This window comes from Paraflavitalea sp., from assembly GCF_059502485.1.
Map to the genome: position 1 here is coordinate 410,630 of NZ_JCACET010000011.1, position 18,515 is coordinate 429,144.

The 18,515-nt window shown below is 46.7% G+C and carries 13 protein-coding genes; 9 read left to right on the forward strand and 4 right to left on the reverse strand.

All coding sequences use genetic code 11. From position 1 onward, the window contains the following. The first annotated feature begins 53 nt into the window (after positions 1-53). From AC5JBY_RS29460 to AC5JBY_RS29485, 6 genes are all read left to right on the forward strand, one after another. A complete protein-coding gene (locus AC5JBY_RS29460) occupies positions 54-2,183 on the forward strand; it encodes a T9SS type B sorting domain-containing protein (RefSeq protein WP_495908280.1) in 2,130 nt (709 codons plus the stop codon). A 74-nt stretch (positions 2,184-2,257) separates the two neighbouring features. Beyond that, positions 2,258-2,848, forward strand: coding sequence for an RNA polymerase sigma factor (locus AC5JBY_RS29465; RefSeq protein ID WP_495908281.1), 591 nt, complete (start codon positions 2,258-2,260; stop codon positions 2,846-2,848). Positions 2,849-2,950: 102 nt separating this feature from the next. Continuing rightward, positions 2,951-3,901, forward strand: coding sequence for a FecR family protein (locus AC5JBY_RS29470; RefSeq protein ID WP_495908282.1), 951 nt, complete (start codon positions 2,951-2,953; stop codon positions 3,899-3,901). 71 nt (positions 3,902-3,972) lie between these two features. Beyond that, positions 3,973-7,428 carry a TonB-dependent receptor gene (locus tag AC5JBY_RS29475; RefSeq protein ID WP_495908283.1) on the forward strand — a complete coding sequence of 1,152 codons (3,456 nt, stop codon included), beginning with the start codon at positions 3,973-3,975 and terminating at the stop codon, positions 7,426-7,428. Next, positions 7,425-8,951 carry an IPT/TIG domain-containing protein gene (locus AC5JBY_RS29480; RefSeq protein ID WP_495908284.1) on the forward strand — a complete coding sequence of 509 codons (1,527 nt, stop codon included), beginning with the start codon at positions 7,425-7,427 and terminating at the stop codon, positions 8,949-8,951. Before AC5JBY_RS29475 ends, AC5JBY_RS29480 begins: the two co-directional genes overlap by 4 nt. Positions 8,952-9,158: 207 nt before the next feature. Then, positions 9,159-10,658 carry a DUF4394 domain-containing protein gene (locus tag AC5JBY_RS29485; RefSeq protein WP_495908285.1) on the forward strand — a complete coding sequence of 500 codons (1,500 nt, stop codon included), beginning with the start codon at positions 9,159-9,161 and terminating at the stop codon, positions 10,656-10,658. Positions 10,659-10,733: 75 nt separating this feature from the next. Here AC5JBY_RS29485 and AC5JBY_RS29490 read toward each other — a convergent pair whose 3' ends face one another. Together AC5JBY_RS29490 and AC5JBY_RS29495 are read right to left on the reverse strand one after the other, a co-directional pair. Continuing rightward, the gene (locus AC5JBY_RS29490) at positions 10,734-11,270 is read right to left on the reverse strand and encodes a peroxiredoxin family protein (protein WP_495908286.1); all 537 of its coding nucleotides are present in this window, start codon (positions 11,268-11,270) and stop codon (positions 10,734-10,736) included. A gap of 65 nt (positions 11,271-11,335) precedes the next feature. Continuing rightward, positions 11,336-11,725 carry a winged helix-turn-helix transcriptional regulator gene (locus tag AC5JBY_RS29495; RefSeq protein ID WP_495908287.1) on the reverse strand — a complete coding sequence of 130 codons (390 nt, stop codon included), beginning with the start codon at positions 11,723-11,725 and terminating at the stop codon, positions 11,336-11,338. A gap of 90 nt (positions 11,726-11,815) precedes the next feature. On the opposite strand from AC5JBY_RS29495, the gene AC5JBY_RS29500 reads away from it, so the two are divergent. The 3 genes from AC5JBY_RS29500 (at position 11,816) to AC5JBY_RS29510 (ending at position 16,557) form a co-directional block, all read left to right on the forward strand. After that, positions 11,816-12,346, forward strand: coding sequence for an NAD(P)H-dependent oxidoreductase (locus tag AC5JBY_RS29500; RefSeq protein ID WP_495908288.1), 531 nt, complete (start codon positions 11,816-11,818; stop codon positions 12,344-12,346). Positions 12,347-12,594: 248 nt separating this feature from the next. After that, positions 12,595-14,991, forward strand: a complete 2,397-nt coding sequence (locus AC5JBY_RS29505; protein ID WP_495908289.1) for an ABC transporter permease — start codon at positions 12,595-12,597, stop codon at positions 14,989-14,991. 243 nt (positions 14,992-15,234) lie between these two features. Further along, a complete protein-coding gene (locus tag AC5JBY_RS29510) occupies positions 15,235-16,557 on the forward strand; it encodes a serine hydrolase domain-containing protein (protein WP_495908290.1) in 1,323 nt (440 codons plus the stop codon). Here AC5JBY_RS29510 and AC5JBY_RS29515 read toward each other — a convergent pair whose 3' ends face one another. Next, positions 16,558-17,460 carry a helix-turn-helix domain-containing protein gene (locus AC5JBY_RS29515; RefSeq protein WP_495908291.1) on the reverse strand — a complete coding sequence of 301 codons (903 nt, stop codon included), beginning with the start codon at positions 17,458-17,460 and terminating at the stop codon, positions 16,558-16,560. It lies immediately after the preceding gene. Between the two features lie 89 nt (positions 17,461-17,549). Then, on the reverse strand, positions 17,550-18,365 hold the full coding sequence (locus tag AC5JBY_RS29520) for an SDR family oxidoreductase (protein WP_495908292.1): 816 nt from the start codon (positions 18,363-18,365) through the stop codon (positions 17,550-17,552). Between the last annotated feature and the right edge of the window lie 150 nt (positions 18,366-18,515).

An 18,515-nucleotide genomic window follows, 5' to 3' on the forward strand; every position in this document is an offset into this window, starting at 1 on the left:
CAAATTAGCAGCACAGATGCTTACATTGCAATACCCTAAACATACCTGTAACCATGCTGCTCAAAGCCCCTGCATTTCTCACTTGCATATTACTATGCCTTTCTGTTTCATCCAGGTCACAATGCAGCATAACACCCAAAACAACTATTTCGGGCAACCGCTGCGTAGGAAGCGAAATACTATTAAACTCAAATGTATTACCCGAGTCGGTAGTTTGGAGATTGAACGGCAATGTAGTGGCCTCCCAAACCGTAACATTGAGCAGTAATGCCACAACTGTAGCCGGAGGATTTGGCTCAGGAGGTGGCGCCAACCAATTTAACGGGCCTGACCGTTTATATGTAGATGGCGCAGGCATTATGTACATTCCCGACCTCAGCAACAACCGCGTACAAAAATGGCTGCCGGGCGCTACCAGCGGCATCACAGTAGCTGGAGGAAATGGAGCCGGTGCAGCGGCCAACCAGTTTAGCAGGCCATCCAGCGTTTTTGTAGATCAGCAAGGCAACATATACGTAACCGATCAGAACAATAAACGTGTACAAAAGTGGGCGCCCGGAGCTTCCACAGGCACCACGGTAGCAAACGATCTTCAATACCCTACAGATGTATTCGTAGATAAGAACGGAACCATGTACGTGTCAGATCAGCTTGGGCATGTAGTAAAGAAATATGCACCCGGTTCGACAACCGGTGTTATAGTGGCCGGCAATTCCAGCGTCGGCAATGGCTCATCCTCATTATTTTCACCCACTGGTATATTCGTTGATGCAGCAGGCAATTTATACATTTGCGATACCGATAATTTAAGAGTGCAAAAATGGACGCCTGGCGCTACCTTAGGCACTACCATAGCCAATGGCTATAACCCGTTGGATGTATCGGTAGATTGTGATGGTAATGTATTCGTATGTGATTATGTAAACAACCAGGTACTGAAATATCCACCTGGTTCCAATCCAGGTACAGCAGGCACAATAGTAGCCGGAGGCAATGGACAAGGTGCTGCAGCCAACCAGTTGTACAATCCCATTGGCGTATTTATTGTTGGCAACAATCACCTCTACGTGGCAGACTATTCCAACCACCGCGTACAGCGATTCTCCAACAGCATCGATCCCAGGTACGTCGCCACTGCCCCAGGCGTTTATACAATTACCATCGACTATCCCTGTTGCCCCTCCTATGTCGAAACCTTTGAAATATACAACCAGCAAAATCCATCAGTCACTATCACAGCCACTGATGCAACTATTTGCCCGGCCGATGAAGTGACCTTTTCAGCCGGCAACACCAACCAGATTGCAAACCCCATTTACCAATGGAAACTAAATGGCACCAATGTGGGCGCCAATACTAACACCTACGTCAGCCGCACGTTGAAAGACAACGACGAAATAATATGCATCCTTAGCTCCAATAAAGCATGCACACTACCAGGTGCAGACACCAGCAACAAAATAAAGATGGAAGTATCCAACTCGGTGCCGCTCAACCTGGGCCCCAACTTCTCCATCTGTCCCGGAAACGACACCATCCTCAAAGCGCCGCAACATTACATTTCATACACCTGGCAGGACAACAGCACTCAAACAGATATACTGATACACAACACAGGCAAATATCACCTCACCGTACTGGATGCATGCAACAACACATTCAGAGACACAGTAGAAGTTGCACACTTTAGACCTATACGCAATTTCCTGCCAGCAGATACCACCATCTGCACCTATGATCAGCTCATCCTGGCGCCTAATAAGCCCTTGTCCGATTTGGAATGGAGCACACAAACCAACACCCCCTCTATCACCATCAACCAACCAGGCTTGTATTGGCTCCACGCCAACGATGCTAACAATTGCGCAACAGGCGATTCTATCTACGTACGTATCGAAACCTGCCCACCCAAAGGCATCTATGTGCCCAACGCCTTTTCTCCCAACAACAACTATAAAAATGAAATATTCAAACCAGTGGTATACGGCGCTATGAAACAATACAAGTTCGCAGTCTTTAATCGCTACGGCCAGCAGATATTCACCACCACCAATCGTTCAGCAGGTTGGGATGGAAAGGTCAAAGGCCTGATCAATGCAGGCTCCTACGTATGGTATTGCCAGTACCAGCTCGACGGACAGCCGCTGGTCACAAAAAAAGGAACTGTAACACTGATAAAATAACCATAATGATTACTTAATATAAAGTCCTTTTCTTTGCGCCCTGAAGTATGCAGCCCACTCCATCCCCAGATATTGTGCTAATTGAACGGCTACAGGCAAATGATGCTACGGCTTTCGATGAATTATTCAATACCTACTGGGAGCCACTCTACAAAGCTGCCTTCAAAAGACTCCACAGCCGCCCCGAGGCAGAAGACATGGTGCAGGAAGTACTCACCTCCGTTTGGCAACGACGTGCTACATTGAAAACACACGGCAACAGCTCCCTTGGAGGTTACCTGTTCACCGCCTTGAAATACCGCATCATCAGCTTCTATGCAGAAATAAAACCCGAACGCTTCCAGGGAGAAGTATTGGAAAAACTGCTGCTGATGCAGACCGACGACCAGTACAGCCAGTTGATAACCGGCGAGCTCAACACCCTGCTGCAACAGGAAATAAGCAGCATGCCCGAAAACATGCAACGCGCTTACCATTTGCTGCGCGTGGAAGACCACTCGGTCAAAGAAGTTGCAGCAATACTGGGACTTTCAGAACAAACCGTAAAAAACCTGGCATCCTTATCAGGCAAAAGACTGCGCAAAATAGTAGAACAATATTATACTGGCCATGCGCCTGAAACCCTGTGTATCATTGCGTTGATAGTCCTCAACAAGTTCCGGTAACAACGCTCCAGACAAGCCACTTCATTTTGTTTACAATTCCTTAACCTGAACCATCGGTACCAAACGACCATTTCCCGGAAAGTATAAGTACAAGATTCACAAATGAGCCTTATACAAAATATTTTCCGGCGCTACAGGGACAACAACGCTACCCGCGAAGAACAACAACTTGTAGATGGTTGGTATGAATACTACGATCAGGAGCAGGATATCACACTGACACCTGGAGAAGCGGACAACATCAAACAATCGATCCGGCAGAAGATCATATTATCAGCCAATGGACCCGTCACCGCTCCGGCGCCGGTTCGCCGCCTGTGGTGGCGCTACGCAAGCGCAGCCGCTGCTGTATTGGTGATTATAGCTGCCGCAGCCATATGGCTCTCCCGTCCTGCCGGCAATGATAACAAATCATACACTTACCTCACTACCACCGCCGGCATTACCAAAAAGTTATCTATGCCCGATGGTAGCACCCTGCTGGTGCGGCCCGGTTCATTCATCACCTTCAAAACAGCATTTGATGATGCGGCCAGGGAAGTGACGATGCACAACGGTGAGGTTTATTATGAAGTTGCAAAAGACAGTAGCCGTCCCTTCATTATACACACAGGTAAGCTGGACGTAAAAGTATTAGGCACCTCATTTGCCGTGCGCGCTATCAACGGCATCCGCGAGCAGGAAGTAGTAGTAAAAGAAGGCCGCGTACAGGTTTCCCACAATACAAAAGTACTGGCAGTACTTACCGCAGGCCACCGCCTTGCATTCGATACCACTACCAGCCAGTTCAATGTACAACAGGAAGAATCACAGATGGCAGAGCAATTTTACCAGGGCTGGTTAATATTAAACAATCAATCCTTTGCAGAACTACAAGTATTGCTGCACAACAGATATGACATTATACTGCAGGATCCTCAACACAAATTAACCAAAGCACATTTCTCTACCATGTTCAGGCCCCAAAGCAGTATACAGAACATCATGCAGATACTCTGCGCCATGCACGGAGTAAGCTATACCATCAATGGAAACGTAGTCGCCATCCGTTAATAAAAAAGGGTGCAGCGGCCAGGCTGCACCCTTAAAACAATTATTGCTAATTATTTCAGTAAAACAAAAGTATGCGAAAAAAAAGAGTTGACCGAAACTTATCGGACTGTTTATGGTGTGTCTTGCTGGCAGCCTGCCTGTTGGCCATGCCACGGCCAGTGTCAGCACAGACAGACAAAAAATTAACCATCCGCCTGGAGCAACAAAACCTTGCCCAGACCCTGAGGCAGTTACAGGATGCCTCACAGACCATCTTCGCCTTCGACGAAACCCAGCTAAAGCGGTTCACCAGCAACGCCAGGCAATTCACCAATGAAAGCCTGTCGAACATACTCACTACCCTCTTGAAAGAAACAGGCTACGGCTTCCAGTCCATCAATGGCAGCATTGTCATTAGCCTCAAAACAAATACCACAACACCCGCAAAAACGTCGGGCAAAATAACAGGCAGAATACTTGATGAAGAAAACGGACAGCCAATAGCCAGCGCCAGCATTCGTGCAGGCGACAAAGGCATCACCAGCGACTCAAACGGCCTGTTCACGCTGTTGTTGCCGCCCGGCAAATACGACGTGAGCATAAGCGCGGTGGGATATGGTACACAGAAAATAACAGCCCAGGTCGGAAACGATGGACAGACCGTAACACTCGACATCAAACTCAAAAGAGAAAAAGGACAATTGGGAGAAGTAGTGATCACGGCCGATCGCGTGGTAACCACCAGCAACACCAAACTACTCAACGAGATCAGGAAGTCTACAGGCGTTGTATCAGGTATATCAGCCGAGCAGATCACCATCAGCGTTGACCGCTCCGCCACCGAAGTAGTACGTCGCGTAGCCGGCGTAAGCCTGCAGGACGGCTTCATCACCATACGCGGTATGACACCCCGCTACAACCCGGTTTACCTCAACAATACCTACCTGCCCTCAACCGATCCCAACAAAAGAGCCTTCAACTTCGACCTGCTCCCATCCAATACCATCGACCGCATCCTCGTATACAAAACAGCAGCACCCGAACTACCCGCTGATTTTGCTGGCGGTGTAGTGAAAGTATACACGAAAAAAGCCCTGCCGGTGCGCAGGTTCGAACTAAGCATCAATGGGCAATACCGCACCGACAACAAATTCTTCGACAACCATGCCACCGCTTACCAGGGCAAATACGATTGGTTCGGCGTAGACGATGGAACCCGCAGGATACCGGCCAACATGCCGCGAGATCAGTACGGACAGGTAGTAGTACCACAGGTGGAAACCGTACCCAACAATTATACAAAAACCAATGAAGTACTGACCAAAGCCATGCTAGGCAGAGCCGCCAAAACCTGGAACATTGGAGAAGTATACCATCCGGCCGACCTCTTGTTGGATATGAGCTACTACAACTATGCCGACCTGGGCAAAATGCGCCTCAACAGCGTAACCGTTGGCCGCTATGAAAATCAGCGCAGCTATTTCAGAAGCCCCATGGGTTACCGGCTCAACAGGTACGAGGAAAAAGAATTCCCCACAGATGGCTCACCCCTTACGCCTGATTACGACGACAATTACCGGCTGGGCTATGATTCCACTTTCCAGCACAACGTGCGCCTGTCACTAATGGAACAGTTGTCCCTTTACATCAATAAGAACAACGAGATCACCCTCATGGGTATGTTCAACCGCAATACCAAAGAAGTATTGCAGATCAATACCATCACAGAGTTCGTGGCCAGCGACAGAGGCTCTTTCTTTCCACGTCGTATAGAATCAGCCTACAACAACCAGGACATTGCGCTGGGACGCATAGGAGGAGATCACAAACTCGGCAACGGGCGCCATACCATCGAATGGGGTGCTGTATATTCAGAAGCCAACATCAACGACCCCAACCAGGTTTCCAATGTATATGAAGTAGACGACATTTCCACCAACAACCACTTCAATGGTGGTGGCGGCAGCACAGATAATAAAGGTACCGTAAACATTACCGATAGTACCCAATGGCGGCTGTTGGGAGTCACTGTCAGAAACACTACTATCGGCCGCATTACCGATGCCGAAGGAAAAGAAAAAAGAAAACAAGCCAACCTCGATTATGTATTCCGGCCCTTCAAAAAATGGGAGGAGGCAGCTATAAAAGCAGGCTTTTACTATGAAGACAAGAACAAGATCTATAGTTTGAGTAGCCTGGCATTAAAAGATTATCCCGTCATGAACTGGGGCAAAACGCCATGGACACACGTAGGCGATAGCCTGCTGGCCCGCGCGCAGCAAAGCAACAAACCCATGCACCTGCAGATACAGGATGCGGGCATAGGAGGCCAGACCTATGGATACGAAGCCACCTTTAAAAACATAGCAGGTTACCTCGCCGCCAATATTCCATTAGCATTCCGTTGGCCCTTTGGCAAAAAACCAGCCATGCAGATTGACATATACGGAGGCGTAAGATTAGAATATTCAGAACGCCACGTATACACTACTACCGGAAAAGAAATTGTAGAAGAAACAGGGATCGGGCCTACCGGACAGCCAATTGTATTGGCCAGAGCAGCCGAGCCCATTCAGCGATTCATCCTGCCCTCTGTATCCGCTACCTGGCACATCACCCCGCAACACCAGTTGCGCCTGGCCTATGGGAAAACACTCAATCGCCCCGACCTGCGTGAGCTGTCGCCCTTCGTTACCTATAACCCGGCAGAAGGCTTCACCTACATCGGAAAACCAACCCTGCATGATGCCCACATCGACAACTATGATCTGCGTTGGGAATACTATCCCCGCGAAGGAGAAACAATCTCTGCCGGCATATATTATAAGGACTTGACAGAACCAATAGAAGAGATCAACAACCACCTCAACACCGGCAACCCGGGTTACGCTCCTTCCAACCTGGTCTTCGCTAAAATAAAAGGCGCCGAGATCGAAGTGCGCAAGCAACTCAACTTCATCAATGGTCCCATATTCGAGCACCTCGGCATCATTCTTAACGCCTGCTACAACATCACCGAAACCAACAACACCCGGCCAGAAAATGGTAGCGGCCATGTAAACTACTACCCCGGCGGCACTACCCGCCCCTTCATCGGCGCAGCTCCCTGGATTGTAAATGCAGGATTGTTCTACGACAACAAACAAGCAGGCACCCGCATTTCACTCCAATACAACGGCATCGCCGATCGTCTGCTCATCAATACCGGCGACAACGTAGAACAGGAACCTTGGATATTTGAAAAAAGCCGCAGCGTACTCGACCTGTCGATACTCCAAAAATTAACCCCTTGGGTAAGCATCCGCGTAGCAGCACAAAACCTGCTGAATGCACCCATCAAATGGTATGCAGATGGAAACTTTAACAAACGTTACGACGAAACCCCTTCCCTGATACATACCCTGCTGTACAATTCGCCAACAACGCCACCAACAAAGGCCCCCTTTATACAAGGCGATTATTATTACCGCAATTATAAGCCCGGCGTATACTATACACTCGGCTTCCAATTCAACCTGCAGGGTAAAACTAAAAAAGCAAGCAAATGAAAAATGTATTCCTCCTTATAAGCATCACTATCCTGCTGTTTGCCTGTAAAAAAGAAGGCCGGCTGGATGTTAGAGATTTCGGCAAAGTAAGCATCGACAGCATTTCCCCGGGCAAAGGCCCATCGGATGTGTACATCACTGCCTACGTAAAAAACTTCCCCTACCAGGAAAGCGAAATAAAAGTTACCCTCAACGACAAACAGGTAACAGTAGTAGATGTATCGAAAGACACCGTACTACTCTATATACCTGCCGGAGCAGTCAGCGGTAAACTGAACTTCTGGTTCGATCGCAGCGACCCGTCCCATGAAAAATACAATTACGCACAACAATTGGACAGTACCTACTCCTTCGACTATACCATCGATGAGTCCGTTGTGCCCGTACCCATTGTAAAAAGCGCTACACCGGAAAAGGGATTACCCGAAACAGTTGTCACCATCACTGGCTACAACTTTTCCACCCGAACAGGAGTATTGAAAGTCCTGTTTGGCGCCACCGAAGCGGAGATACTAAGCATCAACAATACCACGATCACCGTGAAGGCGCCCACGCTGACCCCAGGCACTGTTCCACTTGAGATAAAACAAGGCAATGCAAGCGTAACAATAGGCAGCTTTGAAATACAGGAACCACCACCATTACTGGCAGCAGTATATTGGACCAACGGTGGAGAAATAAGCAAAACAACGTTTGACAAAGATGGTGTACCCACCACCAATAGCTTCTTTCAAACATCCTTTCATACGCCAACAGCGGTTAGCACCTACAACGGCAGCGCCAGTTCCGACAGCCGTATCTATTGGACCACTTCCTTCTTAAACATTTTTGTTTTCCCGATCCAGATTGAGGTATCGGTAAAAAGAGGAGAACTCAATGGATCACAAACGATCACCGATCTGTATCCAGGTACGGGTAATGTCAACACCTATGAAATGTCCGACTTGGATGTAGGCCCGGGCGGCAACATCTATTTCGTAATGATGGGCGGCACCAATCCGTCGTCACATTACATAATGCGCCGTAATGCCGGAGGTAGCCAAACAAGAGAAATATACGAACTACCCAACGGTCCTTATCCTACCGGGCTCAAGGTTGATGCAGACGGAGACATGTGGTGGACAGAACTCAACAACCAGCGAGTGATGAGTGGAAAAGCAGGTGGACCGGCAGCCCAGGCCCCTACCGTTCTCTTTGACGATGGTGATGGTATTATTTTCGCCAAGAACATTGCAATAGACAAGATCAATGGCAAAATATACATCATAGACCAGGGAATTGCTGAACCAATGATATGGGTAGGTAACCTGGATGGCACCGGAGCCCTTACAAAACTGCCTATTCCCCCAGCAGACCTGACAGGCGTAATGTATGATATCGAGATCGATGCCAAAAACGGTTACCTCTATTGGATGACAGCCGGAGCAAAACCCGGTTTGATGCGCAGTAAAACCGATGGCACCAACGTACAGTTTGTAATGGACACCCCATGGCCCGGCTATTTTGATATACTTCTCCCCTGACCCAACCGATAGACATAGCGCGATCCTTACCCACTACAACAAAGGGCTCCATTCACGGAGCCCTTTTGTCATAAAAACACCCTTGCACTTACATCAGGTTAAGAACCACATAAGAAAGTGACATGCGCCAGGGTTTTATTCCGTGAAAGAGACAGTCACAAAACTTTTTGAAAGGCCAATTACGTATCTAAGAAAACACATTCACTGATGACCAGAATAACAACCTATTGCCTGGCACTCGCCTGCTGGGTATCACTCAACGCATGCAAAAAAGACAAGAACAATGATATGGTCACCGGACCTGACATCATGGTATACGGCCTCACCGAATCCAATGAACTGGTGGCATTCAATGCCAAAAGCCCGTCCATGTTCAGCAGCAAAACTGCTATCACCGGTATAGCCGCCGGAGAAAAACTACTCAGCATTGATTTTCGTCCCGCAACAGGAGAACTATACGCATTATCCAATGCAAGTAAGTTATATGTGGTCAACGTCATGACCGCTGCAAGCCGGGTAGTAAGCAGTACAGCATTTACGCCCGCCGTTGCCGGCACCATTGCATCCATCGACTTCAATCCAACAGTAGACAGAATACGGCTGGTGAGCAACACAGGACAAAACCTGCGCCTGCATCCCGAGACTGGTGTTACAGCCGCCACCGATATAAACATCAACGGAGGCAGCATGCCCGCCATCACCGGCATCGCATATACCAACAGCAAAGCAGGAGCAACCAGCACTACCCTGTTCGACATCGACAAAACTACCGGCAAACTGTACAAACAAGATCCACCCAACAATGGTACATTGGTGGAAGTTGGCAGCCTGGGCATTACCCTTGATGGACAAGCCGCATTTGATATCAGCTCCGACAACAGCGCAGCAATCCTCGCCGTGCGTACAGGATCAGCCAACAAAATATACACCGTTGATGTAACCACCGGCAAAGCAACCAACATTGGCACTTTGCCACAAACGATCATCGATCTGGCCATTCCTACCGATCCAATAGCCTATGCAGTCGATGCCAGTAACAACCTCCACATCTTCAATCCCCTCAATCCCACACCCGTTTCAAAAACAATTGCAGGACTGCAGGGAGGAGAAACGATAATAGGCATCGATTTCCGGCCAGCTACCAGCCAGCTATATGCACTGGGCAGCAGCAGCCGGCTTTACATCCTCAACCTTGGAACAGGCGCAGCTGTACAGGTAGGAACATTGCCTTTGACACCAGCGCTCAGCGGTACTGATTTCGGCTTTGACTTCAATCCAACAGTCGATCGCATCAGAGTAGTGAGCAACACGGGTCAGAACCTTCGGCTTCATCCGGTGGACGGTATTGTAGTTGCAACAGACGGCACGATCAACCCCGGCACACCACAGGTAAGTGCAGCTGCCTACACCAATAACTTTGCAGGAGCTACAACAACCAAACTGTTTGTGATCGATCACAACACCGATAAATTGTACGAACAAAATCCACCCAATAACGGTACACTGGTAGAAATTGGCTCCCTCGGAGTAGATATCACCAGCGCCAATGGATTCGATATAGGAGGTACCAGCAACAAAGCATGGCTGCTGGGAACTTCAGGAGGTATGACTAAAATATATTCCATCAACACAACAACAGGAGCAGCCACTCAACCAGTAAACTTCCCCACTGCAGTAAAAGCATTTGCAGTAGGACTTGGCTTTTAATTAAGTAGCCCCTTCTATAAATAAAACATGCGCGCCTTGCACTACAGTAGTGACAAGGCGCGCATGACTTATAATTTATTGTCCCAATAACTTTTTGATCTCACTGGCCAGCTCACCTACCTTCTTTTCACCATAACCTGTAGACACATACCGGATCACACCATCCTTATCCAGCAGGAAGTTTTTAGGGATGTAAGCCGTACCATACAGACTCCAGACACTTTTATCAGGATCGAGACCAGGGTTGAAGTCGATACCCTTTTCACGAAGTTCTTTCATCTTTTTGTCAACAAGATTCTTCTCTTCACCACGGGAGATCGCGAGAAACACAAAATTCTTATCCTTGAAAGGAGTCAAAATTTTAGAGGGCATTTCATTAAACTCCATCATGCAGGGGCCGCACCAGGTAGCCCAGAAGTTGATGAGTACCACTTTACCCTTCAGGCTGGATAAGGAGACAGAAGTACCGTCGAGCAGTTGAACTTTGAAATCAGCCGCCTTGTCATTCACCTTCAGCACATACCCCTCATCAACAGGTTTATCGTTGGCAGGCCCCTGAGCCTGGACAGTATAAGCATACAAAGCCAAAAGGATAATAAGCAGTTTTCTCATATTAATAAATTTTATCACTCCGCGCTTTTGCGGTTGAGTTAACTAAAGATAGCCGGATTTAACAATTATTGAGATACCGGCTCACCAGTTGGAGCCAATTTAACAGCATTTTTATGCATTTCGCCCCATTCGGCCAACAACTTGATAATAGGCTCCAGTCCCAGACCGATCTCTGTAAGCTCATATTCCACCCTCGGCGGCACTTCCGCATATACCGTTCGTTTGATCAGCTTGTTCTGTTCCATTTTACGCAGGTGTAGCGTCAACATCCGTTCCGTAATAGTGGGCAAACATTTCCGCAATTCTCCAAAACGCAACGGCCCTTGTAGCAGGTAACAGCCAATAGCCATCGTCCACTGCCCACTGAGCAGATGAATAGCATACATCTCGATACATTCATCGATCATAAGCTGCTTGTTTTCATAGTTCGTAGAGGTCTTCTTTACTTTACTCATTACTTACAATTTTGATAGTACCGTACAATGGGTTGCCAGCATACAAGCTAACAGGTAGCCGGCTAATTTTGTTGAAAACAAATATAAGCCATGAAAACATTGATCATTATCGCACATCCGGACTTATCCATTTCAAGGACCAACAAACGCTGGATTGAAGAGCTCCAAAAACACCCTGACAAATACACGCTGCACGATCTTTATCAGCAATACCCCGATGAGAAAATAGACGTACCCAAAGAACAGCAACTGGTAGAAGCACACCACAAGATCATATTCCAGTTCCCGTTCTACTGGTTCAATTGTCCCCCATTGTTGAAGAAATGGCTCGATGAAGTAATGACCTATGGATGGGCCTATGGCAGTACCAGCGGCTACAAAATGCAGAACAAAAAAGTAGCGCTTGCAATGTCGGCAGGCATCGAAGAAATCGACTACCGGGAAGACGGGCGATACAAATACACCCTGGCCCAGCTGACCTCACCCTTTGAGATCACCTTTGCCTACATAAAAGCCGACTATCGCCCCTTCTTTGCTTACTACGGATTGGAATTTCGCGCCACCGACGAACGAATCGAAGAAAGCACACACCAATACCTCACCTACATCGATAAACTATAATCAGGCTGTTCCCCTTTTGTCATTTCGAACCCTGCCATACGAACTTACATACACAAGAAATAAACAGGGTGAGAAATCTGCTACCGAAGCAAAAGAACGCAACATCCTGTACTAAAACCGGACACTGTCCGTATCAGAAACATTGTATGACATTTAACCCTTCATCTTATTGAATTGCAAATCAACAAACTGCAGTTTTGGCATTGTAATAGCTGCCATTGCCTATCAGCAATGCCAAACTGTAACCAATGACATCACACTTCAATAACTACTTTAAGACCGGTATCAGAACATTATTCCGCAACAGAAGCTATGCGGCGATCAACATTACAGGATTGGCAGTAGGCATAGCAGCCTGCCTGCTTATTTTCCTGGTCATACAATACCAGACAAGCTTTGATAATTTTCACAAAAACGACGACCGCATCTTCAGAGTAGTAGCTGCCACCCAATCTCCTGATGGCATGGAGTATTCAAGAGCCAACACGTTTCCGTTAGCCGGAGCCTTAAAGACAGACTATCCGCAGTTGGAACAGGTGGCGCGCATTTTCGTGCAAGACAATATGCAGCTGACGGTCATGGCAGATGAAGCCAACGCAACACAGAAAATGTTTAAAGTCCCCTACCTGTACTTTGCCGACCCGGAGTTCTTCGACATCTTTAATTTTCCCTTCATAGCAGGCAATCCGAAGACAGCCCTGTCCGAACCCAATACAATTATACTCACACAGGAAACAGCCGATAAATACTTTGGCAATTGGCAGACAGCCATAAACAACTACATCAAATACGACAACCAAAAAGTATGTAAGGTAACCGGCATTCTAAAAAACGTTCCCGTCAATACTGATTTCCCCATCCAGGCAGCTCTTTCCTTAAAAACCTATTCGCAGCATAATTCAACAGACTGGGCAACGCAGACGGGCAACCTGAACACCTACATTGTGCTACCCAAAGACATAGCAGAACAACAATTCAACGACGACCTCAAAGCCCTCGTAAAGAAATATACCCCTGCTGAATATGCCAACATGGGCTATACCTTACAACCATTGAAAGATGTACACTACAATGCAGAGTTTGGAACACTCAGCGGGCGCACCTTCAGCAAAGAACTGATCAATGTTCTAACCCTTATTGGTGTATTTCTCCTGATCATCGCCTGTGTAAATTTTATCAACCTCGCTACCGCAAGGGCAGTCACACGGTCCAGAGAAATAGGCGTCAGAAAAGTGTTGGGAAGCAGCAAAACACAATTGATCGTTCAGTTCCTGAGTGAGACATTTATCGTTACATTTGCATCAGTAATGATGGCAATATTACTGGCATATATTGCTTTGCCATTCCTGAACACGGTCCTGCAAACCCCGATGGAAATGCAATTCAATCCAACGATGATTACATTCCTGCTATCAGTAGTCATCCTTGTTACTTTGCTGGCAGGCTTCTACCCCGCCATGATCCTGTCAGGATTTCAACCCATTGCAGTGCTGAAAAGTAAATTGACCGGTAGAAAAGCTGGCGGCATATCCATGAGAAGAGCATTAGTCGTTTTACAATTTACGATTGCTCAGGTCCTTATCATAGGAACACTGACAGTGGTAAGCCAGATGGATGTATTCAGAAATACCTCCATGGGCTTTAAAAAAGAGGCCATCGTCACTGTACCCATTCCCAATAGATCAGCAATAGATCCATTAAAAACGCAATTACAGCAACAGCCAGGCATAAAAAATGTCAGCGTCAGCGCTTACAGCCCATCAGACGACTCACATTGGAGCAGCGAGTTTAGGTTTGACAATGCCACTAAGAACACAGACTATGGAGCCGACCTTAAATGGGCCGATGCAGACTATTTTAAAACCTACAACTTACAGTTGATTGCAGGCAGATTTTACGGACAAGCCGATACCGTACAAGGATTTGTAGTCAATGAAACAATGACTAAAAAACTGGGATTCACCAGGCCGGAAGATATCCTTGGCAAAAAGATAGACTTCTGGAACGGAAGAGTAACAGCACCAGTTATTGGCGTCACAAAAGACTTTAATGGACATTCGCTGGAAAACGAAATAAGACCAACAGTACTTGGCTCATTAAAACGCTCCTACCAACTGATCAATATAGAAATACATCCACAAAACGCAGCACAAACCTTAGCCACCATAGAAAAACTATGGAGCACCGCCTACCCGGGCTTTATTTATGAATACCAGTTCCTCGACGACAAGATCGCAAGCTTTTACAAACAGGAATACCAGCTCTCCCACCTGTACAAAATATTTGCAGGCATAGCCATATTCATTTCCTGCCTGGGGCTATATGGATTTGTATCCTTTATGGCAGTACAGCGCACCAAAGAAGTAGGCATCAGAAAAGTACTCGGCGCATCGGCCATGAGCATTATCTACCTGTTTTCAAAAGAATTCGTAATACTGATCACCCTTGCATTCCTCATCGCTGCACCAACAGCCTGGTATTTCATGCAACAATGGTTGCAAAACTTTGCCTACAGAACGAGCATAGGAGCCGAAGTGTTTCTGGCCACCATTATCTTCTCAGTGATCATTGCATTAGTTACAGTAGGCTTCCAGTCTATGAAAGCGGCACTGGCAAACCCCGTAGACAGCTTAAAGACTGAATAACAAAAGAAGTCCGCTCTTCAAAGCTTGTAGCCTCCGCTCTGCGAGGCTTGCAGCCTCGCAGGCCTATTCCAGGGCCTTTGGCCCTAACGAAGCAAACGCATTGCTGCGAACAGAATTGCCCGGCCCTTCAGGGCCGGGATCTAGACAACCCCTCTCTGGGCTTTAGCCCAATCCTAAATAAATTGTTTGCTCAAACAACAACCAGCCACTAATTTCACAGGAAGCACAACCAAAGAAACACAGATGAGATTTATTACAACAGTCCTTGCCCTGCTCCTCTACACAGCTGCCAACGCCCAAAAGCTGAACACAAGGAAATTAGACAGCCTGTTCAATATGTTGCAAAGCCACGGCCTGGCAAACGGAAGCGTTGCCATTTCAATCGACGGCAAAGTAGTATACCAAAAAGCAATCGGATTTACTTCACTGGAGAATAACAAGAAGACCACACCCAATATCCATACAAAATACCGGATCGGCTCAGTATCAAAGCTGTTCACAGCCACCATGATCTTTCAGCTGATCGAAGCAGGCAAATTGAACCTTGACGACAAACTGAGCACCTGGTTCCCGGGCCTTCCCAATGCGGGCAAGATCACCATCCGGCTAATGCTTTACCACAGAAGCGGGTTACATGATTATACAAAAGACACCAACTTCCCCGACTGGATGGACAAGCCGCAGACAGAAGCCCAAATGCTGAAGATCATTACAGAGAAAGGAACAGATTTCGAGCCGGGCACAAAAGCAGATTATTGCAACACCAACTACCTGCTGCTAAGCTATATCATCGAGAAGATCGACCGGCAGCCATACGAGGCAACTGTACAGAAAAGAATAATAAGCAAATTGAAACTACCCGACACCTACTACGGAAAGCCCATCAGCATTGCCAGAAATGAAAGCTTCTCCTATAAATACAGCGACAGCACCTGGAAAATACAAAAAGCAACAGACCCGGGCATCCACAAAGGCGCAGGCTCGCTCGTATCCACACCAGCAGACCTGACCACATTCATACATCAGCTCTTCACCGGTCAGCTCATTAGTCAGACAAGCCTTGCAAAGATGACCACCATGATCGACGATTATGGAATGGGCATCTTTCCGTACGACTTTGATGGAGCCAAAGGCTACGGCCATTATGGAAGAATAGAAGAATTCTATACAGCCCTGAGATATTATCCGGAGCAAAAACTGGCGATATCCTACACCACCAATGGCATCCTGTATCCAAGAAGAGACATAGTAGAAGGAGTACTGAAGATTTGTTTTAACGACAACTATACCATCCCCTTTTCAAAACCCATTACCGGGCAAAGCAGCGACCTCGACAAATACCTGGGCGAATACGCCTCCGGCGATCTTCCTTTTAAAGTAATCTGCAAAAAGGAAAACAACATTCTGATATTAGAAGCCGCCGGCAGAACGATGATAGCAGAACCGGTAACTACCGATTACTTTATGAACCTAAAGACCGGCACATTCTTTCAATTCTATCCGCAGTCAGGAGAACTGCAAATAAAAGAAACAGACAACGTTTATTATCTGTCGAAGAGTAAGTAACTACAGGCCTCTAAACTCAAGCGGCGTCATTCCAGTTTTAGATTTAAACAGCCTTGAAAAATATTGCGGATATTCAAAACCCAACTCAAACGCCAGTTCACCCACTGTTTTATTTGTACTCAACAACAAATTTTTAGCTTCTTCAATCAAATAATAATGTATCCGGTCTTGAGCATTCATGCCGGTTTCACGCTTCAACAGGTCACTTAAATAATTGGACGACAAATGCACCTGGTCTGCCAAATACTTGACCGTCGGCAATCCTTTCTCATGAAGGTCCGGTGACTGAAAATAGGCTATCAATACACTTTCAACCTTCGACAGCACGTCACTGTGAGGAGCTTTTCGGGTAATGAATTGCCTGTCATAATACCTTGTACAATAGTTCAGGAGCAACTCGATATTCGATACGATCAGCGCCTGACTATGCCTGTCTATATTCTCCGACAATTCAGCATTTATTTTTTGTACAATATCATAGAGCACTTGCTTTTCCTTATCCGACAAATGCAGCGCTTCCTGCGTTTCGTAGGAAAAGAACGAATACTCTTTCATTTTGCTTCCCAGTGAAGTGCCACGAATAAGGTCCGGATGAAAGAACACCCCCCATCCCATCATATCTTCCCTTTGCTCGATCTCACTATCCATCGTTATCACCTGTTTCGGAGCAACACACATCAGGCTGCCATCCTGAAAGTCGTACGTTTGCCTGCCATAGCGGAGCTTATTGGCACAATAATTCTTAAACATCACGATGTAAAAGTCACAACTCACACGCATACCCTCCATCATATGTTCATTTACACTACTAAAATCTACGACCTCCACCAAAGGGTGTCTGGTTTTGTATTCCATAAAAGAATCGATATCCGGAATACCTTGTAAATGCAGTATAGGCTTCATAATTATAATACACAATTTATTAAAATAGCCGGAGTTATTGCCAAACAACAACCCCGGCAAAATACTTGATCCCGAACTCCTTTCCTTATTTAAAGGCTGAATTGCGCTTTAATACCACCGATAAAAGTAGCATCATCATATTGCTTTCGGTTAGCCAACAACACCTTTGCATCTTCCCCGGCAATGTACCGTAACTGGCTTTTACCATCGGTGGCAGCTTCATAAATTACATCAGCCACCACGCTGGCAGGCGAAGCATGATCGAGCATGGAAGGCATAGCGGCAAACAACTTGGCAACTATATCCTGATAGGCTGTTAGCGATTCATCATTACTGAAATCAAACGACCGGCCTCCAAAATCGGTAGCTATGGCCCCCGGCTCAACCATTTTAACATGTCCGCCAAATTGCTCTACCTCATAATGCAACGCTTCAGACAATCCTTCCACCGCAAACTTCGTCCCGTGATACAACGTACCCAAAGGGAAAGTAACTTTGCCACCTATTGAAGAAATGTTGATAATGACCCCACTTTTTTGCTGCCTGAAATACGGCAGTACTGTCCGGGTAATGTCTAAAAGCCCGATAACATTGGTATTGAACTGGCGGATGATCCTGTCCCTTGAGAAAGATTCCAGAGGACCGTAGGCGCCATAACCGGCATTATTGAGCAACACATCGATCTTTCCAAACCTTTGTACCCCTTCAGCCACTGCACGCTGAATAGACTCCAGATCCAGCACATCCAGCTTAGTAACGAACACGTTATCCAGCTGCGTCAATTCCGTTTCGTCTTGCGGATTGCGCATCGTTGCAATAACATTCCAGCCCTTGGCGTGAAATAATTTTGCAGTTTCTTTTCCGATACCACTACTTGCACCTGTAATAAAGATTGACTTTTTCATTTTTTTGTTGTTTGATATTACAGTACAAATATCCGCTGAGTACAAGGGGTGCTGTTAATACAAAAACGGGTTGGTTGTATACAAATTCTCTTAAACTGAAACCTACCCCACCTTCACATTGATCCTGTCCGGCCCCATGGTTAAAAATAT

What these genes read in the sequence shown, in the direction of transcription:
- AC5JBY_RS29485 (WP_495908285.1), top strand. Translation starts at nt 9,159, where the DNA reads ATGACCAGAATAACAACCTATTGCCTGGCACTCGCCTGCTGGGTATCA.
- AC5JBY_RS29470 (WP_495908282.1), top strand. Translation starts at nt 2,951, where the DNA reads ATGAGCCTTATACAAAATATTTTCCGGCGCTACAGGGACAACAACGCT.
- AC5JBY_RS29495 (WP_495908287.1), bottom strand. Translation starts at nt 11,725, where the DNA reads ATGAGTAAAGTAAAGAAGACCTCTACGAACTATGAAAACAAGCAGCTT.
- AC5JBY_RS29460 (WP_495908280.1), top strand. Translation starts at nt 54, where the DNA reads ATGCTGCTCAAAGCCCCTGCATTTCTCACTTGCATATTACTATGCCTT.
- AC5JBY_RS29480 (WP_495908284.1), top strand. Translation starts at nt 7,425, where the DNA reads ATGAAAAATGTATTCCTCCTTATAAGCATCACTATCCTGCTGTTTGCC.
- AC5JBY_RS29500 (WP_495908288.1), top strand. Translation starts at nt 11,816, where the DNA reads ATGAAAACATTGATCATTATCGCACATCCGGACTTATCCATTTCAAGG.
- AC5JBY_RS29505 (WP_495908289.1), top strand. Translation starts at nt 12,595, where the DNA reads ATGACATCACACTTCAATAACTACTTTAAGACCGGTATCAGAACATTA.
- AC5JBY_RS29515 (WP_495908291.1), bottom strand. Translation starts at nt 17,460, where the DNA reads ATGAAGCCTATACTGCATTTACAAGGTATTCCGGATATCGATTCTTTT.
- AC5JBY_RS29475 (WP_495908283.1), top strand. Translation starts at nt 3,973, where the DNA reads ATGCGAAAAAAAAGAGTTGACCGAAACTTATCGGACTGTTTATGGTGT.
- AC5JBY_RS29520 (WP_495908292.1), bottom strand. Translation starts at nt 18,365, where the DNA reads ATGAAAAAGTCAATCTTTATTACAGGTGCAAGTAGTGGTATCGGAAAA.
- AC5JBY_RS29490 (WP_495908286.1), bottom strand. Translation starts at nt 11,270, where the DNA reads ATGAGAAAACTGCTTATTATCCTTTTGGCTTTGTATGCTTATACTGTC.
- AC5JBY_RS29510 (WP_495908290.1), top strand. Translation starts at nt 15,235, where the DNA reads ATGAGATTTATTACAACAGTCCTTGCCCTGCTCCTCTACACAGCTGCC.